Here is a 24558-nt window from a genome sequence, read left to right as displayed (position 1 = left end):
TGCTCTCGACGCTCGAGTCGGCTCTCGACGGCGAGGTCGACGCTGAGGTCGGCTCTCGACGCTGGGGTCGGCTCTCGACGGCGAGGTCGGCTCTCGATGGACGCCGGACGCCAGACGACTGCGGGCCGCCGACAAGGGCCGGGTGGATGAGGGTCAGTACATGACTGTGGAGAACGTGCCGACCTGCTCGAATCCGACGCGCTGGTACATTCGCAGCGCAGTTTCGTTGTAGTCGTTGGCGTAGAGGCTGACGGTCGGATGACCGGCCGCCCGCGTCTGGGCGATGACTGCGGCCATTCCGGCGGCACCCAGCCCCTGCTGACGCACCTCCGGATGGACCCAGACGCCCTGGACCTGCACGATGCGCGGTGCTCTGATGCCGATGTCTGCTTTGAACAGCACCTGTTCCGGCTGGTTCGTCGCAGGCCACTGCGGCACCGCACCGCCGCGGGGAAGGGTGTCCGAGATCCGCGCAAAGCAGTTCCCGCCGCGGACGATACTGCGCACACGGGAGAGATAGCCGGATTCGCCGGACTCGATCGGAGAGAAGCCGACTTCCTTGGTGAACATGTCCACGCTCGCGGCGAAGACAGCAGGCAACTGCTCGAGCGTCGCCAGGCTGACGGCCTCATCAGGCTCGATGAGCGGGTCGGAACTGATCGCCAGCAGCGGCTGTCGCTCCCGGATCCCGCGCGGGCGTCCCCAGTTCAGTCGGCTCTGGAGATCGAGGATGACGTTCCGGCTGCCGATGAGAGAGCACGAGTAGCGACCGTCGGAGTTGAGCTTGTCGGCCAGTGCCTGGTTCGTCCCGGGCGTCGCCGCCACAGGGATGATGTTGCCGCCCGTCCAGTAGGCAGCGACCGGTCGGTCTCCGTCGAAGACGCCGAGCAGCGACCCCGCCGGAGATCCCAGCCGAGCCGTGCCCGTGATCTCGAGCAGCGACAGCAGGTAGACGTTCTCACAGGGATTGAGCGCCAGCAGACTCTGCAGCCAGTCCGTGTGCTGATGCCCCAAAGGGGCGACTCTCAACATGTGGGAGCCTCCTGCCTCGGGAATCTGTCACGCACTGGAGCACTTTCGCGGTATCGGTCGGCGTTGGACGCCGGCCATCGGTTGTCTGTCGGGACTCAGCCGACGACGACTTCGGGCGGTCCGGAGGGAGTGTCGCTCTCCTCCGCGATGCGCATGGCCTCTTCGATGAGAGTCTCGACGATGTCCGCCTCGGGCACGGTCTTGATGACCTCGCCCTTGACGAAGATCTGTCCCTTGCCGTTGCCGCTGGCCACACCGAGGTCGGCCTCGCGGGCCTCACCGGGGCCGTTGACGACGCAGCCCATGACGGCCACGCGCAGAGGAACTTCCATGCCCTCGAGACCAGCGGTGACCTTGTCGGCCAGCGTGTAGACGTCGACCTGTGCGCGTCCACATGACGGGCAGGAGACGATCTCGAGTTTGCGCGGCTTGAGGTTGAGACTTTCGAGGATCTGGTTGCCGACCTTGATCTCCTCGACGGGAGGAGCCGAGAGGGAGACGCGGATCGTGTCACCGATTCCCTGCGACAGGAGGGCACCGAAGGCGGTGGCGGATTTGATCGTGCCCTGGAAGGCGGGCCCCGCCTCGGTGACGCCGAGGTGCAGCGGCCAGTCGCCGCGTTCTGCCAGCATCTCGTAGGCGCGGACCATGACCACGGGGTCGTTGTGCTTGACGGAGATCTTGAAGTCGTGGAAGTCGTGCTCCTCGAACAGCGATGCCTCCCACACGGCGGACTCGACGAGAGCCTCCGGGGTGGCCTTGCCGTACTTCTCCATGATCCGCTTGTCCAGCGATCCCGCGTTGACGCCGATGCGGATCGAGGTGCCCGCATCCTTCGCGGCCTTCGCGATCTCCTTGACCTGGTCGTCGAACTTGCGGATGTTGCCCGGGTTCACGCGCACAGCAGCACAGCCGGCGTCGATCGCAGCGTAGACGTACTTCGGCTGGAAGTGGATGTCGGCGATGACCGGGATCTGCGATTTCTGCGCGATCGCAGGCAGCGCCTCGGCATCGTCGGCGGACGGACAGGCCACGCGCACGATGTCGCAGCCCGACGCCGTGAGCTCGGCGATCTGCTGCAAAGTGGCGTTGATGTCAGTGGTCGGAGTCGTCGTCATCGACTGGACGCTGACAGGGAAATCGGAACCGACGCCGACCTTCCCGACCTGGATCTGCCGCGTTTTGCGACGCGGGGCGAGGACAGGAGGAGGTGGGGCTGGCATTCCGAGGTTGACCGATGTCACGAAGACGATCCCTTCATTCTGACTGTTGACCAGCCATCGCGGCCGTTGACCGGCCTGATTGTTCAAGTCATTCACATTGTAGGACTTCAAACTGTGTCGCGGACCGCCGAAGCCGGTGTGATCGCTCACGACCTGGACGAATCCCTATAGTGTGGAGAGCGTCCGCCACACGGCGGCGGGCGTCAGCCCGATGAGAGCAGCGATCCGTGAGCAGAGGAGACCGAATGGCATTCACATGCCCTGACATCGAGGTCATCACCCGGGAACTCGAATCCGCCGGAGACGCGCTGAGCGCGCAGGGCGGGTCGCTGGCATGGGGCGTCTTCCGCCGAGGCGGCCCCGGGCTCACGTCGAACGCCGACGTCCCGTATCGGATCGCTTCGATGACGAAGTCGTTCACTGCCGCTGCGATCGGATCGCTCGCCGCCAAGGGCCTCGACCTCGACATGCCGCTGCACCAGCTTGTGCCCGGCCTGGTAGGCACGAGCATCGCCGATCGCACGTGCCGGCAGGCACTGACCATGGGCACAGGGTTTACGAAGGACGATCCGTGGGCGGACCGGATGGAGGCGATGACGAGTGCCGAGCTCATGGCCTATCTGAACCGCGGAGCCACACCGATCGCGCCGGCCGATACGGGATTCGAATACTCGAACCTCGGCTACGCCCTGCTCGGGCTCGTCGCCGAATCCGTCACCGGAGAACCCTTCATCGACACCGTGACCACCGAAATCCTGCACCCGTTCGGGCTCAGCAGCACCGGGTTCGACCATGCGGACTTCCCTGATCTGGCTCCAGCCATCCGCCTCGACCGCCATGGCCGCGGCCATGCCGCGGAGCTCACCGGTCCCGGCGTCTTCTCTCCCATCGGCGGAGCCATCTCGACTGTCAGCGACATCCGCACTTGGATGGACGCCCATCTCGACGCCCTCGATCGACTCAGCACCGACCACGCCGATTCCTGGTCGCGCATTCTCTCCGACAACCAGCAGCCTCATCGCCTCGTCGAGGTGGCGCGCAGCGAACACCATGTGGAGACCGTCTCCTACGGATTCGGGCTGCAGCATCGACTCGACTCCCGCCTCGGACGAGTCGTCTGCCATTCGGGCGGCTACCCAGGCTACGGCTCGCACATGCGCTGGTTCCCGGACCTCGATCTGAGCATCGTCGTGCTCGGCAATACGACGTACTATCCCGCCGAACGCGTGGTCAGGGATGTCGTCGACGCCGGGTGGACGGCCGCGGCGGGCACACCTGGCGCACGTGTGGAACGGACAGCCACCTCGGTGCCGGTGCCGTACTTTCCGGCCCAGCCGGCCCAGGCCGAAGCCGTCCTGCACGCGGCGAACCTCGTCGTGGACTTCGACGAGACACGCGCCGATGAGATCTTCGCCATGAACATGGACCTCGACGAACCACGAGACGAACGCCGTGAGCGCTTCGCCGCCTGGCGCGACGATCGCGATCTGTCGCAGGCATTCACGCTCGACGACGTCGAGATGGTGACACCCTTGCGCGGCACCGTGACGGTGTCGGGAGATGAGTCGACTCAGGTGGGATCGTCGGCAACGATCACGGTCAGCTTGGACCACCTCGGCGCGGTGCAGACGATCACCCTCAGCAGCTGAACGCAGCTGAATGGGGTGAGCGTGAGCGTGAGCAGGCGGCCGCTGGGTCCGCCTACCCGGCTCTGCCCTGCGTCTACCCGGAGTTGAAGATCGCGTCGAGCGTGATCGGTTTGACGAGGTCGACGTAGACGAGCAGCGCGGTCATGCACAGCATGAGCCCGATAACGACGTATGTCAGCGGCAGGAGTTTGGCCGTGTCGAAGGATCCGATCAGGCCGCGTCCGCGGATCCTATTGATCTGCCGCCTCGCGCCCTCGTAGAGGCCGACTGCGATGTGCCCGCCGTCGAGTGGCAGCAGCGGGATCATGTTGAACGCGAACAGGAAGATGTTGAGCGAACCCAGCATCCCCAGGCCGAGCTGCGCCTTGTCGAGGACCTCGATCTTGTCGGTGGAGACGATCTCGCCGGCGATGCGTCCGACTCCGACCATGCCCACAAGGCCCTCGGCGTCGCGCGACTTCGACCCGGTGGCCACCTCGGCGATGTCGACGAGTTTGACCGGCAGTGTCACGATGGCGTGGAACACTCCGCTGACCTGGTCCCAGACTGCTCCGGGGAATTCGCCGATCGGCAGCGGCTGGCGTTCCTGGACGGGGCCGACGCCGAAGAATCCCTCGGTCACGGTCTGCGGCGTGCCGTCGGCTTTGGTCAGCGGCTTACCGCTTGCGTCGAGCTGCGGCCGTTCGTGCGCGATGATCGGCACGGTCACGGTCTGGGCCTTGCCGTCGCGGATGTAGCCGACCTCGACGCGCTCACCGGCGTGCTGCCTGATGACGGCCGAGAGTTCGTCCCAGCTGTCGGTGGTGACACCGGCGACGGAGGTGATCTCGTCGCCAGGCTTGATGCCGGCCTCCCACGCAGGGGTGAGCGGGTCATCGGATTGGCACGAGTTCTTCTCATCGGCAGGGCGCTGAGCCGCCTCCGAGGCGGGGACCGCGCATTCGACGACGGTCTGCACAGTCGTCGTCGGGGTCGTGATGCCGATGCCCAGCAGTGAGATCGCCATGATGATGATCCCGAGCACCAGGTTGACCAGCGGACCGGAGAACATCACGACGAGGCGTTTGGGCACGCTCAGGGCGTAGAACGTCCGGTGCTCCTCCCCCGGCTCGATCTCCTGGTTCGAGAAGTCCCTGGCATCGGCCATCGTGTTCTCGAACAGGCGCCCACGTCGCTGCCGCCCACGACGCTGACTTCGCGGACGGCGCAGCTCGGACTCCGGTTGGCCGTGCGGCAGCTCCGAATGGATTCCGGCGTCGTTCGGGACGGCGGTGCCCGTAATCGGGTCGACCTCGCCGAGGTGCTGCTGGGCCGAGTTCGCCTGATCGCTCCCAGCCCTGTAGCCGGAGGCGGCAGTCGCCGGCTCGCCGAGTCTGCGCTTCGTCGCTTCGACCGGCGGGTACATGCCCGGCATCGCAATGAACCCGCCCAAGGGCAGGGCCTTGATGCCGTACTCAGTTTCGCCGCGACGGAAGGAGAAGATCGTAGGGCCGAAGCCGACCATGTAGTGGGTGACCTTGACGCCGAACTTCTTCGCCGGGGTCAGGTGACCGAGCTCGTGCAGGCCGATCGAGATCGAGATCCCGACGAGGAACAGCAGGATCCCGATGATGTAGAGGACGACGACCATCTCAGGAGCCGCCGGCCGTCGAGTTCTTCGCGCTCCGGCCCTCGCCCTGAGTCTGCTGGCCCTGAGTCTGCTGGCCCTGAGTCTGCTGTTCCAGGTCGGCACGGGCGAACTCCCGGGCCCAGGCGTCGGCGGCCAGGACGGTTTCGACCGTGTGCTCGGCCGCAGGTTCGTGGGCCTTCAGCGCGCGTTCGATGCCCTGGTCGATGCCGGTGAAGGGAATCGTGCCCGCAACGAAGGCCTCGACGAGGACTTCGTTGGCAGCGTTGAATACGGCCGGGTAGCTGCGGCGTCTGCGTCCGGCTTCGACCGCGAGGCCCAGCGCGGGGAACGCGACATGGTTGACGGGTTCGAACGACCAGTGCATGGGCTGTCCCCAGTTGTTGGCCACTCCGCCCGAGGTCAGACGACGGGTCTGACCGTCGGACTGGGTTCCGAGAGCATAGGCGATGGGAAGCCGCATGTCCGGTGGAGAGATCTGCGCGATCGTCGAGGCATCGGTGAATTCGACCATCGAGTGGATCTGGGACTGCGGGTGGACGACGACCTCGATGTGATCGAAGTCGATGTCGAAGAGCAGATGGGCCTCGATGACCTCGAGACCTTTGTTGACCAGGGTCGCAGAGTTGATGGTGATCATCGACCCCATCGACCATGTGGGATGCTTCAGCGCCTGGGCGGGTGTCACCCGACGGAGGGCATCACGGGTCATCCCGCGGAACGGTCCGCCCGAGGCCGTGATGATGAGTTTCGCGACTTCGCCGTGGGTGCCCGATCGCAGAGCCTGCGCGATGGCCGAGTGCTCACTGTCGACGGGGATGAGCTGGGCGCCGTTGCGCTCAGCGGCATCGAGGACGATCGATCCGCCGATGATGAGGGACTCCTTGTTCGCCAGAGCCACATCGGTGCCGCGTTCGAGGGCCGCCAGCGTCGCACCGAGACCGGCGGCACCGGTCACCGCGTTGAGGACGATGTCGGCAGCGGCACCGGCGACCACCTCGGCGGCGTCGGACCCCACATGGATCTGCTCGACGGGATCGCTCACGCCGCGCTCACCTGCAGTTTGGGTCAGACGTCGGCGGATCTCCGTCTCTCCGCCCTCGGGCGGACTGGTCAGACCGATGACGGGAACCGCGAAGTCGAGGGCCTGCTCGATCAGCAGGTCGATCTGAGTGCCTGCGGCAAGTCCGATGACCTCGAAGTCCGCCGAGTTCTCAGCGAGGACGTCCAAGGCCTGGGTGCCGACCGAACCGGTCGAGCCGACTACAATGATTCTACGTTTGCTCACGCCAACCGATGATGCCAAACTTCTCTGGGAAATGACTCGACATGGGCACCATCTGAGACGCGAGCAACACCGATGATTCAAAGGCGAGAGAGGTTTTTATGAGTGCAACGCTGACCCCTGACGACATTTTGGGACTGGATTCGGTCTTCGAGGCCGATGACCTCGAATTCGCATCGATCGTGAAGAAGTGGCTGGACGAGAACGTTCGCGAGCAGATCGGGGACTACTTCCTCGACGCTACGATCCCGGCGCGGGAGCTCGCGGAGGGGCTGGGCGAACTCGGACTCCTCGGCATGCATCTCGAGGGATACGGTTGCGGCGGATCCACCGCTACCCAGTACGGCCTTGCCTGCCGTGAGCTCGAAGCCGTGGACTCCGGTCTGCGTTCCCTCGTGTCCGTGCAGGGTTCGCTGGCAATGTTCGCGATCCACCACTTCGGCTCAGAAGAGCAGAAGGAAGAATGGCTGCCGAAGATGGCAGCAGGCAAGGCCATCGGCTGCTTCGGCCTGACCGAACCCGATGTCGGCTCGGACCCGTCGGGTATGAAGACGACCGCGAAGAAGGACGGATCCGATTGGATCCTCAACGGCGCGAAGATGTGGATCACGAACTCGCCCGTCTCCGATGTCATGGTCGTCTGGGCCAAGACCGAAGAGGTCGATGACAAAGGCAAGCCGGTCGTCCGCGGCTTCGTCGTGCCCAGCAGCACCGAAGGTGTTCAGACTCCCGAGATCCACCGCAAGATCTCCCTGCGGGCCTCGATCACCGGCGAGATCGTCCTCGACAACGTCCGCCTGCCCGAAGACGCGATGCTGCCCAAGGCCAAGGGACTCAAGGGACCGCTGTCCTGCCTGTCCGAAGCACGCTACGGCATCGTCTTCGGCGTCACCGGCGCTGCTCGCGACGCCCTGCAGTCGGCGCTGGAGTACACCGGCACCCGCATCCAGTTCGATCGCCCGCTGTCCTCGTTCCAGATCACTCAGCAGAAGCTTGCGAAGGCCTTCGGCCAGTACTCGCAGATCACGCTGCTGGCGGCCCACCTGGGCAAGATCAAGGACTCTGAGAAGGGTGTGCGTCCCGAGCAGATCAGCCTGGGCAAGATGGTCAACGTCGACACCGCAATGAACGTGTGCCGCGACCTGCGCGCGCTCTTCGGCGGATCGGGCATCACCAGCGAGTACCCACCGCTGCGCCACGCGGTCAACCTCGAAACGGTACTCACCTACGAGGGCACCCATGAGGTCCACCAGCTCACCCTGGGCCGGACCATGACCGGGATCAACGCCTTCGCGAACTGATATCGAGCGTCGGCGCTGGGAACCAGCGCCGACCTCGTCGCTCACTGTCGCGAGGTCGCGGGGTCGCGAGACCCCAGGCCCGCGGGGTCGTGGGCCCCGGCCCGCGGGCCCCGATCACCGCAGCTCGAGCACCGTCGTCTGCTCGTCATCGCCGAGAGTGCTGCTGGCGTTGTATCCCCAGGTCCGCGCGCATTCAGCGGCTGCGTGTCGCTGCTCGCGGCCGAGCTCGATGAGCACCGTCCCGCCCGGCGCCAGCCACTCACGCGAGTCCCGAATGAGGCCACGAACCATGTCCAAGCCGTCGACTCCCCCGAATAGCGCGGTCGGCGCCTCGTGGTCGATCGCCTCCCTGGGCAGGAACTCCGCAGCGGCGTCGGGAACGTAGGGCGGGACGGCGGAGATGACGCCGAAGCCGCCCGGCAGCAGCGCTTGCGGCAGCCCCGTCAGGCATGCGAGCTGGTGGCTGTGGGCCCTCGGTCCGACGTTCTTCCTGGCACACGCAAGCGCCGTCTCGTCATGATCGCCGAGGTGGATCTCCGCTCCCGGGACCGACCTGGCCACCGCTGTGGCGACTGGCCCGACCCCGCAGAAGGCCTCGAGAAACCGGGCCGAAGGCCCTGCCTCCTCCATTGCGCGAATCGACCGTTCGGCCAGCAGCACTGTTCTCTGGCGGGGAATGAAGACTCCGGGAGCGACGTGCAGCCGCAGATCACAGAACTGCACCCACCCCACGACCTGTTCTAAGGGCTCGCCACCGATCCGGCGGGCAACGAGCGCGTCCAGAAGGTCGGTCACATCACTGGACGGAGATGGGCGAGAAGCATGTGCCGCTTGCTCATGTGCCGCGTCGAGCAGAATGCGCGCCTCGTCTTCAGCGAAGACGCAACCCGCCCCGCGCAGGCGATCGATAAGGGTCGAAATCAACGATGGTCCTGCCGAAGATCCGTCTGGATCTCTCGGGCCACGGGCAGAGGCGTCGTCAGGCCTCAGGAAGAGCCTCCCGGGACAGCCAGGCAAGGCTGGCTCGGGCATCCAGATGGCCGTCCTCGGTGAGGATCAGAGGGTGTCCCGGGGACAGAGCTGCCACCTCGGCGGATTCGACACGTGAGTCCCGCATCGCCTGATCGAGGTTCGCGGTCTTGCCTGCGACAGTGATGCCGATGCCTTCGAACCGGGAGCGAATGACTTTGACCGATGCTCGGCCTGAATCGATCGGTGCGGCATCGATCGTGTGGATGACAGCGGTGACCTGTTTCTGGCTCTGCTCAGCGCCGGCGGATCTGAGGTCGACGTTCACGCCGATTCGGATAGCGGCGAGGATGCTCAGCGTTCGCGCGATCGGCGGCACATCCTCGGCGATGGCGATGGCGATCGTCTCTCCGTCGCGGTCGACGAGCCCCATAGCTCGAAGGATCCCACCGAGTTTCGCGCTCCGGTCGAGCACCTCGGCGCGGTCGAGTGTGATCGGCTTCGACAGCGCCTTGACCAGCCGCGGGTCGGTGACTTTGCGCCCGTCGACCAAGGGGGCCTCTGGGGCAGGGCCGGTCAGAACGATGTCGTCGGCCTGGCCCATAACGATCGGGAAGTCGAGCAGTTCGTACACCGGATTGAGTGTGCCCGAAGACGTGTCGCTGGGCTGCTCGAAGTAGTGGAAATCAGTCAACTGAAGCCATCACTTCGACGACGCGGTCGATGAAGGCGTCGACCTGATCCTCGTCGTAGGCCTTGTTGCCTTTGGCGGTCTTGAACAGGACTCGGCGAACCTGGTCGACGCTCATGGCCACACCCTGGGTGAAGTAGGCGTTGACCTTCTCACACATGTCATCGACCTGATCGATGTCGTAGCCGATGACTCCGGGAGCCGGATTGTCGAAGTGCTCGCCTGGTTCGCGGACAAGGCGTCCCCGCAGGGACGAGGCCACACGGGTCAGTTCGGACACCCAGGCATCCTGGCCGGACTGCGCGATGAGCCGGTCGCGAGCCTGTTTCGCGAAGGCATCTTCCAAACGGTCGAGTGCCGCATCGACGACAGCGACGTGGTATCCCTTGCGCACCAGGTCGAAGCCGACGGTCCTCACTGCACGGGAGTCCAGGTCACCGGGCTGCGGCGTCGGACGCTCGAAGGATTCACGCGCACGTTTGAAGAAACTGTCGACCTGTTTCGGGTCGTACCCGTTCTTCCATCCGGACATTCGAGGGAAAGTCGTGTCCGCCATGTTGCCTCCAGAAGCGAATCGTGGGTAAGTGTCGTTTCCACCATGATAAATGGCGGGAGCAGAAATTGTGTGCTCGCGACGTGTCAGTCCGCGGCGGCGAGTTGGCCGCAGGCCCCGTCGATGTCCGAACCGCGGGTATCGCGGATGGTCGTCGGGATGCCTTGGTCGACGAGGCGACGCACGAATTCGTTCGCCACGGCAGGATCCGAGGCGGTCCAGACCGACCCGGGAGTCGGGTTGAGCGGGATCGGATTGACGTGGACCCAACCACGACCGCGAGCGTTGAGTTTCTTCGCCAGCAGCTCCGCACGCCAAGGATGATCGTTCATGTCCTTGATCAGCGCGTATTCGATGCTCACGCGGCGTCCGGTGACTTTGTAGTAGTTGTAAGCGGCGTCGATGGCTTCGTCGGCCTTCCATCGGGTGTTCACCGGGATCATCTCGTCGCGCAGTTCGTCATCGGGTGCGTGGAGACTGAGTGCGAACGTGACAGGGATGTCCTCGGCCGCGAGTTTGTTGATGCCCGGGACCAGTCCGACCGTGGAGATGGTGATCCGACGGGCCGACATGCCCAGTCCCTGCGGCGCGGGTTCGACGAACCGGCGCACCGCGTTCATCACGCGCTTGTAGTTGGCCAGGGGTTCCCCCATGCCCATGAAGACAATGTTCGAGACTCGTTCGGGTCCCGTCGCCGAGGTGGACGCCTCGGTCTCATCGACCGTGTCCTCGGGCGTGACGCCCTGTTCTTCGTCGCTTTCGGCGCCGAGCGCGGTCTCCCCGTCGTCAGGCATGTCTCCGTTGGGCGCGGGAGCGAGCTCGCCGGCTGCGATGACCTGGTTCGCGCGGATGACCTGTTCGACGATCTCTGCGGCGGACATGTTACGGGTCAGCCCCTGCTGCCCGGTGGCGCAGAATGGACAGTTCATGCCGCAGCCGCACTGGCTGGAGACGCAGAGGGTGACACGGTTTCGGTAGCGCATCAGGACTGATTCGACGAGGGCTCCGTCGTAGAGTCGCCACAGGAACTTGATCGTGTCGCCGTTCTTCGTCCGCAGTCGACGCACCTCGGTGAGCAGATGCGGGAAGAACCGCTCCTGCAGATCTGAGCGCAGCTCCTTCGGCAGATCCGTCATCGCCTCGACGTCGGTCTGATAATGAGTGAAGTAGTGAGTGGAGAGCTGCTTGGCGCGGAACGCGGGCAGGCCCATCTCCTTGACGGCGGCGATGCGCTCGTCCATGGTCATGTCCGCCAGATGCTGCTGCGGCTGGCTGGCTCGCGGCGATTTGAAGTTGAGCAGGGGACGACCGTCGCGCATCGGGGTCTTCGATGTCGTGCCGTCGGGATGTTCGACGACGGGTCTGGTCTGCCTGCTGCCTGCTTGAGAACTCACGTCACCATTGTCTCACGGCGGTCGAATCAATGGGGTGTGCGTGCCGCCACGTCGGTGGATCCGACTCTCGCGGGTGAGTCAGCTCCCGCGGTGACCGGGATCCGGGAGTGACTGGGGTCCGGGAACTGCTGGGATCCGGAGATGGCCGGGATCCGGGAGCCGCTGCGGCTTAGAGGTAGCCGGGCAGGATCGAGAACATCACGAGAGCGACCGGCGCGGTCGGCAGGATCGAATCGAGACGATCCATGACTCCGCCGTGGCCTGGAAGCAGTGTTCCCATGTCCTTGAGCTCGAGATCGCGTTTGATCATCGATTCGCTGAAGTCGCCGAGGGTGGCGAAGGCGGGAATCACGACACCGATGACCAGCCCGGTCCAGAACGGGGCGCCGACGAGGGTGACCGCGAGGATGGTGGCCACCGTGGCCGCGAAGACGACCGAACCCGCGTAGCCTTCCCAGGACTTCTTCGGTGAGATCCGCGGCGCGATCGGATGCTTGCCCCACAGGACGCCGAATACGTATCCCCCGGTGTCCGATGCGACGACCGAGGCAAGGAACACGATCACGTAGAGATTGCCGTCGGGCTGCGTGATCATGTAGACCACGAAGCAGGCCATCAGCCCCACATAGGTGAGGGCGAACAAGGAGAGTGAAACGTCTTTGACTGCATTCTTACGGCGCTCGATCATCGTGAAGAGCATGACTGCTCCGGCACTGGCCGCGAAGGTCACCCACAGGGCCTCACGGCCACCGAAGTAGGTAGCCATCACCATGCACGCAGCCGACACCATGGTCGGGACCCGGGACACGAGCGAGCCCGAGCGCGACAGCGCGTTGGCTAGCTCCCACATCGCGGCGACGATGGCGACGAGCACGAGAACAACGAATGAGACAGGCAGGAAGATGAGGGACGCCAAGACGATTCCGCCGATGAGCAGTCCGATGCCGATGGCGGCAGGCAAGTTCCTACCCGCCTTGCCGTAGTCCTTAGGCGCCACCTCGGGGATGGTGTCCTCGGTTCCTTCAGCCTCAGCGGCGGCTGCCGCCTCATCGGGCGAATAGCTCTTCCCCGAGTTCCGCAGATCTCTGCGCTTGGGGAAGGGTGTCTCGGAGCTCTGGGCACGCGGCGTCTGATCCGGCTCCCCGAGGGAAGCCGGATCAGACGCTGGAGAATCGGGCCCGGTCAATGCGATCATCAGACTTCGAGAAGCTCAGCTTCCTTCTTCGACAGCAGCGAATCGATGCTATCGACCTTCTTCTTGGTCAGTTCATCGAGTTCGGAGATGCCGCGAGTGACTTCGTCCTCACCGGCGTCGCCGTCCTTCTTGATGCGCTCCAACGTCTCCTTCGCATGGCGACGGATGTTGCGGATCGAGACCTTGCCGTCTTCGGCCTTGCTCTTGACGATCTTGACGTATTCCTTGCGACGCTCTTCGGTCAGCTCCGGGAGCACGACGCGGATGACGTTGCCGTCATTGGCGGGATTGGCGCCGATGTCCGAGTTGCGCAGAGCAGTCTCGATGTCGCCCAGTGCGCCACGGTCGTAAGGTGTCACGAGGATCGTGCGAGCTTCAGGAGTCTGGAACGAAGCCAGCTGCTGCAGCGGCGTCGGCGCACCGTAGTATTCGATTTCGATGCTGGCGAACAGTGCGGGGTTGGCACGACCAGTGCGGATGGAAGAGAAGTCATCCTGTGTGAATTCCACAGCTTTGTCCATCTTCTCCCTGGCCTCGGCCAGTGTTTCTTCAATCACGACTCACTCTTTCCGTCGATAGGATCTTTGGTTTCATTCTATGGGCCATAGTTCACAAATGCCGCACCCAGCAGTCCCGGAGTGGTTCTCCGGCTCCACCGGCGGCGGATTCTCAGCAGCCGATCGCCCGCGTTCGCCGGCACGCATTCGGCCGCCTCGTCGCCCTGACCGGATGCTCGTCGAGCGTTACTTGACCAGTGTGCCGATCTTGTCTCCGACGATCGCCCGGCGCAGGTTGCCCTCACCCTCCATGCCGAAGACGTGCATCGGCAGCTTGTTGTCCATGCACAGCGAGAAGGCGGTGGCATCGACGACTTTGAGTCCCTTCTGCAGAGCCTCCTGATAGGTGATCTCGGTGATCTTCTTCGCGTTGGGGTCGATCTTCGGGTCGGCGGTGTAGACACCGTCGACACCGTTCTTGGCGATGAGCACTTCGTCGGCGTGGATCTCCAGGGCGCGCTGTGCGGCGACAGTGTCGGTGGAGAAGTAGGGCAGGCCGGCTCCGGCGCCGAAGATGACCACGCGGTTCTTCTCCATGTGGCGCATGGCACGGCGAGGAATGTAGGACTCTGCGACCTGGGACATCGGGATGGCCGTCTGCACGCGGGTGTCGACTCCCAACTGTTCGAGGAAGTCTTGCAGAGCCAGGCAGTTCATGACGGTTCCGAGCATGCCCATGTAGTCGGCACGGGTGCGGTCCATACCGCGCTGCGAGAGCTCGGCGCCGCGGAAGAAGTTTCCTCCGCCGACGACGATGCTGACTTCGACGTCTTCGACTGTCGGGGCGACCTCACGAGCCACCGCTGCGACGACATCGGGGTCGACACCGATCTTGCCTCCGCCGAATACCTCACCGGAGAGTTTAAGGAGGACGCGGCGCCGGTGGGTGCGGACTGGTCGGCTGGCATGACTGGATTCGTGAACCGGGGTGGATGTCATAAAGTCCTTCTTCCGTACGGGCAGGTTGAAGCCCGGATGAGTCGTCGATGTCAGTTTAGCGAAAACGGGGTCGGACCGATTGGTCCGACCCCGTCAGTCGCTGAAGAGTTCCCTCTCAAGCGAAGTGACTGCTGAACCGATCCGTGAAGACCAATTCAGCGGTCAATGGTGTTTCAGGCTCCGACGCGGTAGCGCAGGAAGCCGGTTGCCTTGACTCCGGCAGCTTCGAGGACCTTGCCCACGGACTGCTTGGGATCCTTGGCGAATCCCTGGTCGAGCAGGCAGTTCTCCTTGAAGAAGCCGTTGACGCGGCCTTCGATGATCTTGGGCAGAGCCTTTTCGGGCTTGCCTTCGTTCTTCGCGGTGTCTTCGGCGATGCGACGCTCGTTCTCCACGAGGTCAGCGGGGACCTCTTCGCGGGAGAAGTACTTCGGGGCCATCGCTGCGATGTGCACGGCGACGTCGTGGGCGACAGTCGAGTCGTCACCTTCGTACGCGACCATCACGCCGACCTGCGGAGGCAGGTCCTTGTTCGTGCGGTGCAGGTAGGACTCGACCTTGGCACCCTCGATGCGTCCGACGCGACGCAGGGCAACCTTCTCGCCCAGGGTCGCTCCGCTCTCGGTGATGAACTGCGAGACGGGCTTGCCGTCGGCTTCGGCGGCGAGGAGAGCCTCAGCCGAATCAGCCTTGTTCGACACAGCCAGTGCGAGGACTTCGTCGGCGAGGGCGATGAAGGGATCGGACTTCGCAACGAAGTCGGTCTCAGAGTTGAGCTCGATCATCGTTCCGACTCCGCCGTCCACGTGAGAGGCGACGAGACCGTCGGAAGTCGAACGGCCTTCGCGCTTGGTGGCGCCCTTGAGGCCCTTTACGCGAAGAAGCTCGATAGCCTTCGACTGATCGCCGTCAGCTTCGTCAAGAGCCTTCTTGACGTCCATCATTCCGGCGCCGGTCTTCTCGCGCAATGCCTTGATGTCAGCGGCAGTGTAGTTTGCCATTCTTTCTCCTAAGGATGGTGGAGGTAAAGGAAATCAGGACTCAGTCGACTCGGTCGAGTCTGCAGCGGCAGGCTCTTCCGTCGCTTCGGCAGTAGGTGCTTCAGCCTCGGCTGGCTTCTCATCAGCAGCATCAGCGGTAGGAGCGGCTTCAGCAGGCTTCTCAGCAGCGTCAGCGGCAGGAGCAGCGGCTTCTTCCGAGGCCGGCTCGTTGCCCTCGAGCAGTTCGCGTTCCCACTCGGGCATCGGCTCGACTGCAGAGACGTTCTTCTCTCCGCTGTCATCGTCCGAGGAGTGGCGAGCAATGAGGCCTTCGGCCACGGCGTCGGCGATCACGCGCGTCAGCAGGGACACCGAGCGGATGGCGTCGTCGTTGCCCGGAATCGGGTAAGTGACTTCATCTGGGTCGCAGTTGGTGTCGAGGATCGCGATGACCGGGATGCCCAGCTTCTTCGCTTCGTTGACGGCGAGGTGTTCCTTCTTCGTGTCAACGATCCAGACAGCCGAAGGGGTCCGCTGCATGTCGCGGATACCACCGAGGGTCTTCTCCAGCTTGTCCTTCTCACGACGGAGAATGAGCAGTTCTTTCTTCGTGTGCGAGGAGCCCGCAACGTCGTCGAAGTCGAGCTCTTCGAGTTCCTTCAGGCGGCGCAGACGCAGCGAGATGGTCTGGAAGTTCGTGAGCATACCGCCGAGCCAACGCTGGTTGACGAAGGGCTGGCCGACGCGCTTGGCCTGCTCGGCGATCGATTCCTGTGCCTGCTTCTTGGTGCCGACGAAGAGGATCGATCCACCGTGGGTGACGGTTTCCTTGACGAATTCGAATGCAGTGTCGATGTAGCCCAGCGACTTCTGCAGGTCGATGATGTAGATGCCGTTGCGCTCGGTGAAGATGAAACGCTTCATCTTCGGGTTCCAACGACGGGTCTGGTGTCCAAAGTGAACGCCGCTGTCGAGCAGCTGGCGGATGGTGACGACGGCCATGCCGACGCCCTCCTTTCTATTGCACCCGGAGGTGCTTTTACGTCACTGCGCAACGACAGCATGAAGCTGACGGCAACAGAGACCTTTTCGGTTGATTCCTGGTATCCGGTTCGTCCGCCCCACAAGTTCGCCCTGACGGGCCACTTGCACCATGGGATGGAGAAGAAATCGGATACGCGTAGTCAGAAGACACGCTTCTGCTGGGGCTAGTCTATCCCCGTTGCCCAAGCCTTTTCCACTTGGAGACCACTCGCTCACGTGGCGTCCGTCACAGCGGTGGACCACGCCGCACTTCGTCCATGGCCTGCACGCCGCACTTCGTCCATGGCCTGCACGCCGCACTTCGCCCGTGGACGGCACGCCGCACTTCGTCCATGGCCTGCACGCCGCACTTCGTCCGTGGACTGCACGCCTTCCGGCTGGACAGCTGACTTGAGCGTGCCGGGCGGTGGACAGACGGAGCAACGAGCGGGCAAGGCCGAGCATTCGTTCGCACGACCATTCACGTCTGAGATCGAGGCAGCCCGTTGACCAGTGCAGACCTCCGCCCACTCGAGAGTGATGCGCTGTGGACGAATCTGCCACTCATGCGTCCCTGAGGTGTGGAGAGCGCACCGTTGTCCACAGCCGGTTTTCGCACCCCTGACTTCCGTGGTCTGCTGCGTTTCGATGAGCCTATGCATCCCTTCGCTGTTCCCTCTCGGACCGTCCAGGCAATTCGGAGTGCCCAGATCGCTCACCGCATCTGCACCGTCATCACCGCATGCCTGATGGTCGCGGCGTTCACCATCACCGAGGTGGGAATGCCCTTGGCAAGTGCTGCGGAGAGGGCTGCCCCCGGTGTCACATGGGCCTCCCCTATTCCCGCGATGGAGATCCTAGAAGCCTTCGACCCTCCGAAGGAGGCCTGGTTGGCCGGGCACCGCGGTATCGATGTAAATGCGATGAGCGGCGAGCCACTGCATGCCCCTGCTGCCGGAGTCCTGCGGTTCAGAGGGTCGGTGGCAGGCGCCGAGACTGTCAGCATCGAAACGGACTCCGGATACATCGTCTCCTTCCAAGCAGCGACGTCTGATCTCAAGAAGGGCGACGAATTCGCAGCCGGAGAGGAGATCGGCGAGGTCGGTGACGGTTCCCATTGCGACACGTCATGCCTGCACATCGGAGTGTGGAAGGCAGGCGGCAACAAGGTCTACATCGACCCGGCGAAGTTCTTCGGACACGAACAGTCGATCCTGCTCCCCCTTGCCAGAAAACCTGCGCGGGAACCTGCTGAGGAACCGGGTAAGGACAGTACGACCTCAGGCGCCGGCGCCTGGGGCGGTCACCGGAACGGTCGGATTCCCGACTCAGCGATGTGCGTACTGGGATCAGCCCCCGGCCAGATGCTGCGCTGTGACGCGCAGAAGTCATTCGACCGGCTCTCTCATGCGTACGAAGCTCGATTCAATGCTCCGATCTCTGTCACGGACGCCTACCGTGACTACGCCACTCAGGTCATCCTCAAGCGCCGCAAGGGCCGAATGGCGGCGACTCCTGGAACGTCGAATCACGGCTGGGCTCTGGCCGTCGACCTCGGCGGCGGGATCAATTCCTTCGGCAGCGCCGAGCACCAGTGGATGCGCGCGAACGCACCGAAGTTCGGATGGATACATCCGGGGTGGGCTCGCCAGGGCGGTTCGCTCCCCGAGCCGTGGCATTGGGAGTTCCGAAAGTGACAGACGATCGGCACTCGGCATGGTCGGTGCCAGACGAAATGCGCTCCGGTCACGCCCTCGGATGGGCCTGGCGATAGGTCTCCTGCAGTCGCTGCATCGAGACATGCGTGTAGATCTGGGTGCTGCTCATTGTCGAGTGACCCAGCAGCTCCTGGATCTGGCGCAGATCAGCGCCCCGGTCGAGCATGTGCGTCGCAGCCGAGTGCCGGAGACCGTGCGGACCGATATCGGGTGCGCTCGGATCGTCCGACCCGTATCTGTGGACGAGCTCTCTGACCTGTCTGGCCCCGATACGTCCCCCACGCAGCCCGAGGAACAACGCGTCGTCACTGGAATCGGAAGCGAATGTCGTCCTCACGGCCAGCCATTTCTCCAGTGCCAGCTGTGCCGGTTTGCCGAATGGCACTCGACGTTCTTTGTTTCCCTTGCCCAAGACTGTGATCATCGATCGCTGTTGATCGACATTGCTGCGGTTCAGCCCGGTCAGCTCCGAGACGCGCACGGCCGTGGCGTAGAGCATCTCGAGAATGGCTGTGTCACGAATGAATTTCGCGATCTCCGCAGGGTCGGTCCCGCCATCTTGGGGCACCGGGGCTCGAGCGATCGAGACGAGGTCGGCGGCCTGCTGAGGTTTGAGCACAGTGGGCAGGCGGGAGTCCTTCTTCGGCGTCCGCAGGCGGGCTGCAGGGTTGTTCTCCAGCCCCTGGTGTCGGACGCAGTAAGTGAAGAAAGATTTGAGGGCGGCGATCTTCCGCGCCACTGTCGACTTCGCCGCACCGGCATCGTCGAGGGCGATGAGCCATGAACGTAGATCGTTGAGACCGATGTCTTTGATGCCACGACCGTAGGCTGCTGGTTCTTCGTCCCTCGCGGGAGCCTCGTCCGCCGCGGGACCCTCGCCTGCAACTGGAGCGTCCCCTGCGACTGGAGCATCGCTCACAGTAGGCAGGTGTTTCGCGTGTTCGAAGAAGTCCGTGACATCGGAGAGGTATGCCCTCGCGGTATGCACGGAGACGTCACGCGAACGGAGGTGGTCGGCATAGCCGGACACCACCTCGGCGATTGTCGTCGATAAGGTCACAGTCCCAGGCTACGTGGTCTCCCGCAGCATTCTTCGGACTGTTCGCGTCCGCAGCGCTATTTTCTGCGCAGCTTCACCCACCCGGAGTCTCGGCGAATGCTGAGACCTGCAAGTTCGAGGACGGCGAGCGCCGAGAGCGTGTTCGCAACAGTCAGTCCGGCTCGGCCCGCCACAGTTCCGACGTCCAGTGCCTTCGTGGCAGACAGGGCATTCAGGCAGATCTTCTCCCGTTCGTCGAGGTCGTCGATCGGGTCCTCGGCGTGACGATTGTGCGTGTCGAAGAGCGACGGCTCTTCGTCGTCGATGAGTTCGAGCACGTCATCACAGCTGGTCACCAACTCTGCCTCGTGGAGTCGGATCAGCCGGTGTGTGCCCGTCGAGGACGCCGAGTAGACCGACCCGGGGAAGGCTGCGACCACTCGCGAGAGTTCGAGCGCGTGCCGCGCGGTGTTCAGCGCCCCGCTGCGCCATCCGGCTTCGACGATGACGGTGACGAGAGACGCAGCTGCGATGAGGCGGTTACGCAGCAAGAAGCGGTGGCGCATGGGTGTCATACCCGGAGCTGTCTCGGACACGATGGCTCCGCGTTCGAGCACCTGTTCGAACAGTTCGCTGTTCGCCGCGGGGTAGAAGCGATCGACTCCCCCCGCCATGAAGGCAATGGTGGTCGCGTCCCTCGCGATCGCGGCCCGGTGAGCTGCTGCGTCAATTCCGAAGGCTCCGCCGGAGACGACGGAGATGCCCCGAGCTGCCAGATCCCAAGCAAGATCTGAGGCGCATTTGGTGCCGTAGTTACTCGCAGCCCGCGCTCCGACGATGGAAACGGAGCGGGCCAGAGCAGCATCCAATCGAGCATTTCCGCGCACCCACAGTCCCAGCGGTGCCGCAGGTCCCAGGTCGGACAGCGGCGTGGGCCATTCGTCATCACTGGGTATGACCAGGCGACCACCTAGCCGTGCGACACTGTCGAGGTCGCGAGCGCCGGCCGCGCTCTCACCCCGAACGGCCCACCTGTCGAACGCCTCGCCGATTTGTCCGCTGACCGGATCCGTATGGATGATCGTCGCCAGGCTCGCGGCTGCCTCCGCCGCCGAAGTGCGTCCGTCTCCCACGGCCGTCACGAGCTCAAGGACGGCGCTCGGCCCGATCTCATCGACCAGTCGTTTGAGCAGCTCGTCCCCTGGTTCTCCGATTCTCAGCAGTGCGGCAACTGCTGCCCGCACACCATCGTCCGTGCTCATCTCAAGTCCTCCCCTGCGTTGCTCATGAGTCCTGCGTCCGCAGCGACAATGCCGCCGTGATCTTGTCCGGCGTCGGTGCCTCCACTCCCTCGAGGTCCGCCAGCGTGGTCGCCACCTTCAGCACCCGGTCGTATCCGCGCATCGTGATCCTTCCGGTCTCGAGAGCACGGTCAAGATCGCGCAGGGCACTCGGACTCATCGCGAAGTGCTCCCGCAGCCAAGCTCCTGGCGCGCCGGAGTTCAGACTCCACGCGCAGTCTGTGTAGCGGTCCTCCTGCCTCTTCCGCGCTAGTCGAATCCGCGCAGCCACCGTGGCACTGTCTTCCTGGCCTCCTCCGAGGCGGATGTCGGCAGGTGAGACCGGGAACAGCTCGAGCTGCAGGTCGACTCGGTCGAGCAGGGGCCCTGACAGCCTGTTCCGGTAGCGGCGTTTGTCCGTCGGCGTGCACCGACATGTGGTCTCGATCCCCTGCATTCCCGCCCCGCAGGGACACGGGTTGGCGGCCATGACCAGTTGGAACGAGGCCGGCAGCACCATGGATCCCCACGCTCGGTGGATGTGGACCTGTCGTGCTTCCATCGGCTGTCGCAGCGCTTCGAGCACGTCGCGCGAGAACTCCGGAGCCTCGTCCATGAAGAGCACACCTCGATGGGCCTTGCTCAGTATTCCGATCGTCCCGGGCTTCCGCCCGCCGATGAGCGCCGAGGCGGTGCTGCGGTGATGAGGTGCTTCGAACGGAGGCCGATGATCGAGTCCCTCGCCACCCTCGAGCTCGCCGCGCAGCGAACGGACTGCTGCGACCTCGACCGCCTGGGCGTCGTCGAGCGGCGGCAGGATGCCGGGCAGGCACTGTGCCAGAAGTGTCTTCCCGGCACCCGGAGTGCCTCGCATAAGCAGATTGTGGCCACCGGCTGCTGCGACTTCGAGCCCGAAGCGTGCTTCAGCCTGCCCTTGGACCTCCGACAGGTCGTGGAGTTCCGGAGCACCGCTGGCAGCGGTCTCGGCTTCGATGACGGCTGGCAGCTCTGGAACGGTGAGGTCTCCGCCGTAGAGATTGACGAGTTCGGCCAAGGAGGAGATCGCCTTCACGCGGGCACCGCCGAGCAGTGATGCCTCGCGGCTGTTTCCGGCTGGAACGACGAATCGGTCGAAACCCGCCTGCAGTCCGCTGTGGAGACTTGGAAGCACGCCGTTGACCGGGCGGATTCGACCGTCGAGCCCGAGCTCACCGCAGTGGATGATCGATTCGGTGTCCTCCCTTGTGATGACGCCTTGGGCTTTGAGCACCGCCACGGCGATTCCCAGATCGAAGCCCGTGCCGATCTTCGGCACCGTCCCTGGGGTGAGGTTGATCGTCACGTGCTGAGTGGCGACCGGAATTCCCAGATAGGCCAGGGCCGCTCGGAGCCGTTTCCGTGATTCGCTGACCGAGGCATCCGGCAGTCCGACGATGTCGATGCCCGGAAGGCCGGCGCTGACGCAGGCTTCTATGGAGACGATCTTGCCTGCCAGCCCCCACAGGGCGACTGCCGAGGAGCGCCCGATGACATTGAGCTTCGCTTCGGCACTCACCAGTCAACCTGCACGTTGCGTCGGTGTGAGTAGTCGGGCTCGGGTTCCATCACGATTCCGATGGCGTCGATGCGGGTCGAGGGATAGAACTCGTTCTGCTGCCGCAGCCAGACACCGGAGACCATCCTGATGGTCTTGAGCTTCGCCCGCGTGACAGCCTCCAGAGGAGACCCGAGCGCCAGAGTCCGCCTTGCCTTCACTTCGACGAAGACGATTGTCCCTCCGTCTCGGGCGATGATGTCGATCTCTCCCTGCTGACAGCGGAAATTGCGCTCGAGGACGATCATCCCCTCACCTTCGAGGAAGGCCGCTGCGAGATCTTCGCCCGTCCGGCCGAGAGCCCGCTGTCGCATGCCCCGAGATGTGGGGTTTCGGTTGCCAGTTGTCCTGCCCATGGGAACTACCCCACCACCGCACCGGGCCATCGCGGTAGGGCAGAGAAAGAGCCTGTGGATGACACGCGGTCATCCACAGGCTCACAGCGCGCGAGTCGGAACTGAATCCACAGACCGTCGCTCTCAAGTCATCGACTTCGCCATAGTCATCGACATCGCCATAGTCATCGACATCGCCATCGAATCAGATGCGCAGCGCAGCGGGCTCAATGCGGTTCTGTGATCGCACCTGTATGTCTGAGAAACCGCCTCAGCCGCCGATCGACGTCGGCGGTTCGAGGTCGCTCTTGGCGATCTCCTCGATGTTGACGTCTTTGAACGTCAGCACGTGCACGGTCTTGATGAAGCGCGCCGAACGGTAGCTGTCCCACACCCACGCATCACGCAGTGTGAGCTCGAAGTAGACGTCCCCGGCATCGTTGTGTGCCTTGAGGTCGACATGATTGGCCAGGTAGAACCGGCGTTCGGTCTCCACGACATACGCGAACAGGCCCACGACATCGCGATATTCCTTGTAGAGCTGAAGTTCGAGTTGGGCTTCGTAGTCGTCCAGATCATCAGTGCTCATGACGATCCCTCCTTCGCGTCGTGTGCCGCCTGCAGGCGGAAGCTTCTTCGGTGATGAATGCTGGGTCCGGTCTCGACGATGCCCTGCCGGTGTCTGACGGTCCCGTATCCCACGTTCGACTCCCAACCATACTGGGGATGCGCCTCGGCGAGGTTGATCATCAGCTCGTCCCGATCCACTTTGGCAACGATACTCGCCGCAGCGATGACCGGAACGCTTCCGTCGCCTTTGATGACGGTCCGCACCGCAGGCAGTTCGAGGTCCGCGGCGGACCCGAATATCCCCAGGCAGTCGAGCGTAAGTGGCGCCGACAGCCAGTCATGTTTGCCGTCGAGGAGGATCATCGTGCGCGGTGGAAACTCAGTGCCGGCACCATGGGTCGCGAGCACCTCGGTCAGCGCCCGACGGCCTGCGAGGTTCAATGCCATCGTCATGCCCAGTTCATCGAGCTCACTCGGGCTCGTCGAACCCACCGCGGTGGTCGTGGCCCACTGCTGAACTCGAGTGGTCGCGGCCTGACGCGACTGCGCGCTGAGCTGTTTGGAGTCGTGGATGCCTGCAGGCACCTCGGCGGCCGTGACCTGTCTCAGATCGAAGAGAGCGACGCCGACGCTGACCGGCCCGGCCAACGCCCCCCGGCCGACTTCATCGATGCCGATGACATGGTCGAATCCTTCGGCCAGCAGGCTGCGTTCGAGGCTGAGGTCGTGCAGTCCAGTGAGTGTTCGCACCATCAGCTGCCGGTGACTCCAGATGGCGCAGGAACGTCGGCGAAGACATCCTCCGGGTTGCTCACCCATTTGAAGTGTTTGAGCGGCCAGTTGATGAGGAAGACCGTTCCGACCACATCGTCTTCGGACACGTACGGCTGTGTGTCGACATGGTAGCGGGAGTCTGCGGAGTTGCTGCGATTGTCGCCCATCACCCAGTAGTGGTCCTTAGGCACGGTGATCTTGAACTTCATGTCGGACGGATCCATTCCGTCCTCGAGATACGTTTCGTCGATCGGTGAGCCGTTGACGAGGAGACGCCCCTGCGCGTCGCAGCACTCGACGGTGTCACCGCCGACGCCGATGACGCGCTTGATGAGCTGGCTTCCCGCATCCGACGGAGCCAGGCCGACGAACTCGAGGAGCGGGTTGGGCTTGTACGTCGAGGTCTCGGCCGCGGAGAGCCAGTGGTCGGGATCGTCGAAGACGATGATGTCACCGCGATTGGCAGGACCGAAGCGGGGCGCCAGCTGGTTGACGAGGACTCGGTCATCGATCTGCAGGGTCTGCATCATCGACCCGGAAGGAATGTAGAACGAACGGACGACCCAGGTCTTCAGTGCTGTCGAGATGAGGATGGCGACGACGATGATCGCGAGCGTCTCGAGCAGGCCGTTGAGGAATTTCTTCGAGCCTGAAGGAGGGGAGGCTTCTGCTGCTTCGGTTGGCATTCGTTCGCTTTCGCATCGGACCACATGTTCCGCATCTGGACTGGAATGAGCGTACCAGCCCCACCCAGCAGAAATGCTCAGGCAAGTCCCATGTCGATCGCGGCGAAGAACCCAGCGCCCGCGTCATCGCGAAGCACACTAAAA

General features: G+C 63.9%; 24 protein-coding genes. 4 read left to right on the top strand and 20 right to left on the bottom strand.

Annotated features, from left to right (window positions below; all coding sequences use genetic code 11):
* Positions 1 to 153 precede the first annotated feature (153 nt).
* Together MPN20_RS04265 and ispG are read right to left on the bottom strand one after the other, a co-directional pair.
* Positions 154 to 1032, bottom strand: a complete 879-nt coding sequence (locus tag MPN20_RS04265) for a DUF4081 domain-containing GNAT family N-acetyltransferase (RefSeq protein WP_242779862.1) — start codon at positions 1030 to 1032, stop codon at positions 154 to 156.
* Positions 1033 to 1127: 95 nt separating this feature from the next.
* On the bottom strand, positions 1128 to 2276 hold the full coding sequence (gene ispG / locus MPN20_RS04260; RefSeq protein WP_242779872.1) for a flavodoxin-dependent (E)-4-hydroxy-3-methylbut-2-enyl-diphosphate synthase: 1149 nt from the start codon (positions 2274 to 2276) through the stop codon (positions 1128 to 1130).
* Positions 2277 to 2500: 224 nt separating this feature from the next.
* On the opposite strand from ispG, the gene MPN20_RS04255 reads away from it, so the two are divergent.
* The gene (locus MPN20_RS04255) at positions 2501 to 3904 is read left to right on the top strand and encodes a serine hydrolase domain-containing protein (protein ID WP_242779860.1); all 1404 of its coding nucleotides are present in this window, start codon (positions 2501 to 2503) and stop codon (positions 3902 to 3904) included.
* Between the two features lie 73 nt (positions 3905 to 3977).
* Here MPN20_RS04255 and MPN20_RS04250 read toward each other — a convergent pair whose 3' ends face one another.
* Together MPN20_RS04250 and dxr are read right to left on the bottom strand one after the other, a co-directional pair.
* The gene (locus MPN20_RS04250; RefSeq protein WP_242779858.1) at positions 3978 to 5534 is read right to left on the bottom strand and encodes a site-2 protease family protein; all 1557 of its coding nucleotides are present in this window, start codon (positions 5532 to 5534) and stop codon (positions 3978 to 3980) included.
* A gap of 1 nt (position 5535) precedes the next feature.
* On the bottom strand, positions 5536 to 6819 hold the full coding sequence (gene dxr / locus MPN20_RS04245; protein WP_242779856.1) for a 1-deoxy-D-xylulose-5-phosphate reductoisomerase: 1284 nt from the start codon (positions 6817 to 6819) through the stop codon (positions 5536 to 5538).
* Positions 6820 to 6917: 98 nt separating this feature from the next.
* On the opposite strand from dxr, the gene MPN20_RS04240 reads away from it, so the two are divergent.
* Positions 6918 to 8117, top strand: coding sequence for an acyl-CoA dehydrogenase family protein (locus MPN20_RS04240; protein ID WP_242779854.1), 1200 nt, complete (start codon positions 6918 to 6920; stop codon positions 8115 to 8117).
* Positions 8118 to 8231: 114 nt separating this feature from the next.
* On the opposite strand, the gene MPN20_RS04235 is transcribed toward MPN20_RS04240, so the two are convergent.
* The 9 genes from MPN20_RS04235 to rpsB form a co-directional block, all read right to left on the bottom strand.
* Positions 8232 to 9041 (bottom strand): methyltransferase, encoded by an 810-nt coding sequence (locus tag MPN20_RS04235; RefSeq protein WP_242779852.1) that lies wholly within the window; start codon positions 9039 to 9041, stop codon positions 8232 to 8234.
* Positions 9042 to 9096: 55 nt separating this feature from the next.
* Complete coding sequence (locus MPN20_RS04230; protein ID WP_242779850.1) at positions 9097 to 9780, bottom strand: hypothetical protein; 684 nt, start codon at positions 9778 to 9780, stop codon at positions 9097 to 9099.
* The gene (locus MPN20_RS04225) at positions 9773 to 10333 is read right to left on the bottom strand and encodes a DivIVA domain-containing protein (RefSeq protein WP_242779848.1); all 561 of its coding nucleotides are present in this window, start codon (positions 10331 to 10333) and stop codon (positions 9773 to 9775) included. Before MPN20_RS04225 ends, MPN20_RS04230 begins: the two co-directional genes overlap by 8 nt.
* An 83-nt stretch (positions 10334 to 10416) precedes the next feature.
* The gene (gene rlmN / locus MPN20_RS04220; RefSeq protein WP_242779846.1) at positions 10417 to 11724 is read right to left on the bottom strand and encodes a 23S rRNA (adenine(2503)-C(2))-methyltransferase RlmN; all 1308 of its coding nucleotides are present in this window, start codon (positions 11722 to 11724) and stop codon (positions 10417 to 10419) included.
* Between the two features lie 169 nt (positions 11725 to 11893).
* Positions 11894 to 12919 (bottom strand): phosphatidate cytidylyltransferase, encoded by a 1026-nt coding sequence (locus MPN20_RS04215; RefSeq protein ID WP_242779844.1) that lies wholly within the window; start codon positions 12917 to 12919, stop codon positions 11894 to 11896.
* Positions 12919 to 13476 carry a ribosome recycling factor gene (frr, locus tag MPN20_RS04210; RefSeq protein WP_242779842.1) on the bottom strand — a complete coding sequence of 186 codons (558 nt, stop codon included), beginning with the start codon at positions 13474 to 13476 and terminating at the stop codon, positions 12919 to 12921. The genes MPN20_RS04215 and frr overlap by 1 nt, the downstream gene beginning before the upstream one ends.
* A gap of 186 nt (positions 13477 to 13662) precedes the next feature.
* On the bottom strand, positions 13663 to 14415 hold the full coding sequence (gene pyrH / locus MPN20_RS04205; protein ID WP_242779840.1) for a UMP kinase: 753 nt from the start codon (positions 14413 to 14415) through the stop codon (positions 13663 to 13665).
* A 173-nt stretch (positions 14416 to 14588) separates the two neighbouring features.
* Positions 14589 to 15416, bottom strand: coding sequence for a translation elongation factor Ts (gene tsf, locus MPN20_RS04200; RefSeq protein WP_242779838.1), 828 nt, complete (start codon positions 15414 to 15416; stop codon positions 14589 to 14591).
* A 33-nt stretch (positions 15417 to 15449) separates the two neighbouring features.
* Entirely contained in the window at positions 15450 to 16397 is a 948-nt protein-coding gene (gene rpsB / locus MPN20_RS04195) for a 30S ribosomal protein S2 (RefSeq protein WP_242779836.1), read from the bottom strand.
* Between the two features lie 677 nt (positions 16398 to 17074).
* On the opposite strand from rpsB, the gene MPN20_RS04190 reads away from it, so the two are divergent.
* A complete protein-coding gene (locus MPN20_RS04190) occupies positions 17075 to 18115 on the top strand; it encodes a peptidoglycan DD-metalloendopeptidase family protein (protein WP_242779834.1) in 1041 nt (346 codons plus the stop codon).
* Positions 18116 to 18164: 49 nt separating this feature from the next.
* On the opposite strand, the gene MPN20_RS04185 is transcribed toward MPN20_RS04190, so the two are convergent.
* From MPN20_RS04185 to MPN20_RS04170, 4 genes are read right to left on the bottom strand one after another with little or no spacing between them, the layout of a single operon-like run.
* Positions 18165 to 19196, bottom strand: coding sequence for a tyrosine recombinase XerC (locus MPN20_RS04185; RefSeq protein ID WP_242779832.1), 1032 nt, complete (start codon positions 19194 to 19196; stop codon positions 18165 to 18167).
* Between the two features lie 56 nt (positions 19197 to 19252).
* Positions 19253 to 20437, bottom strand: a complete 1185-nt coding sequence (gene dprA, locus MPN20_RS04180) for a DNA-processing protein DprA (protein ID WP_242779830.1) — start codon at positions 20435 to 20437, stop codon at positions 19253 to 19255.
* Between the two features lie 22 nt (positions 20438 to 20459).
* Positions 20460 to 22010: a YifB family Mg chelatase-like AAA ATPase gene (locus tag MPN20_RS04175; RefSeq protein WP_242779828.1), complete on the bottom strand. Its 1551-nt coding sequence runs from the start codon at positions 22008 to 22010 to the stop codon at positions 20460 to 20462.
* Positions 22007 to 22363 carry a YraN family protein gene (locus tag MPN20_RS04170; RefSeq protein ID WP_242779826.1) on the bottom strand — a complete coding sequence of 119 codons (357 nt, stop codon included), beginning with the start codon at positions 22361 to 22363 and terminating at the stop codon, positions 22007 to 22009. The genes MPN20_RS04175 and MPN20_RS04170 overlap by 4 nt, the downstream gene beginning before the upstream one ends.
* A 100-nt stretch (positions 22364 to 22463) precedes the next feature.
* On the opposite strand from MPN20_RS04170, the gene MPN20_RS04165 reads away from it, so the two are divergent.
* Positions 22464 to 22628 carry a hypothetical protein gene (locus MPN20_RS04165; RefSeq protein WP_242779824.1) on the top strand — a complete coding sequence of 55 codons (165 nt, stop codon included), beginning with the start codon at positions 22464 to 22466 and terminating at the stop codon, positions 22626 to 22628.
* Between the two features lie 27 nt (positions 22629 to 22655).
* Here the strand turns inward: MPN20_RS04165 and MPN20_RS04160 are convergent, their stop codons facing one another.
* From MPN20_RS04160 to lepB, 3 genes are read right to left on the bottom strand one after another with little or no spacing between them, the layout of a single operon-like run.
* Positions 22656 to 22973 carry a DUF2469 domain-containing protein gene (locus tag MPN20_RS04160; RefSeq protein ID WP_167950694.1) on the bottom strand — a complete coding sequence of 106 codons (318 nt, stop codon included), beginning with the start codon at positions 22971 to 22973 and terminating at the stop codon, positions 22656 to 22658.
* Complete coding sequence (locus MPN20_RS04155) at positions 22970 to 23707, bottom strand: ribonuclease HII (RefSeq protein ID WP_242779821.1); 738 nt, start codon at positions 23705 to 23707, stop codon at positions 22970 to 22972. The genes MPN20_RS04160 and MPN20_RS04155 overlap by 4 nt, the downstream gene beginning before the upstream one ends.
* On the bottom strand, positions 23707 to 24414 hold the full coding sequence (lepB, locus tag MPN20_RS04150) for a signal peptidase I (RefSeq protein WP_242779820.1): 708 nt from the start codon (positions 24412 to 24414) through the stop codon (positions 23707 to 23709). Before lepB ends, MPN20_RS04155 begins: the two co-directional genes overlap by 1 nt.
* Between the last annotated feature and the right edge of the window lie 144 nt (positions 24415 to 24558).

The sequence above is a fragment of the Brevibacterium sp. ZH18 genome, assembly GCF_022748595.1.
GTDB lineage: Bacteria > Actinomycetota > Actinomycetes > Actinomycetales > Brevibacteriaceae > Brevibacterium.
The sequence above is the reverse complement of the archived record's forward strand: the minus strand, read 5'-3'. Positions and strand labels throughout refer to the sequence as shown.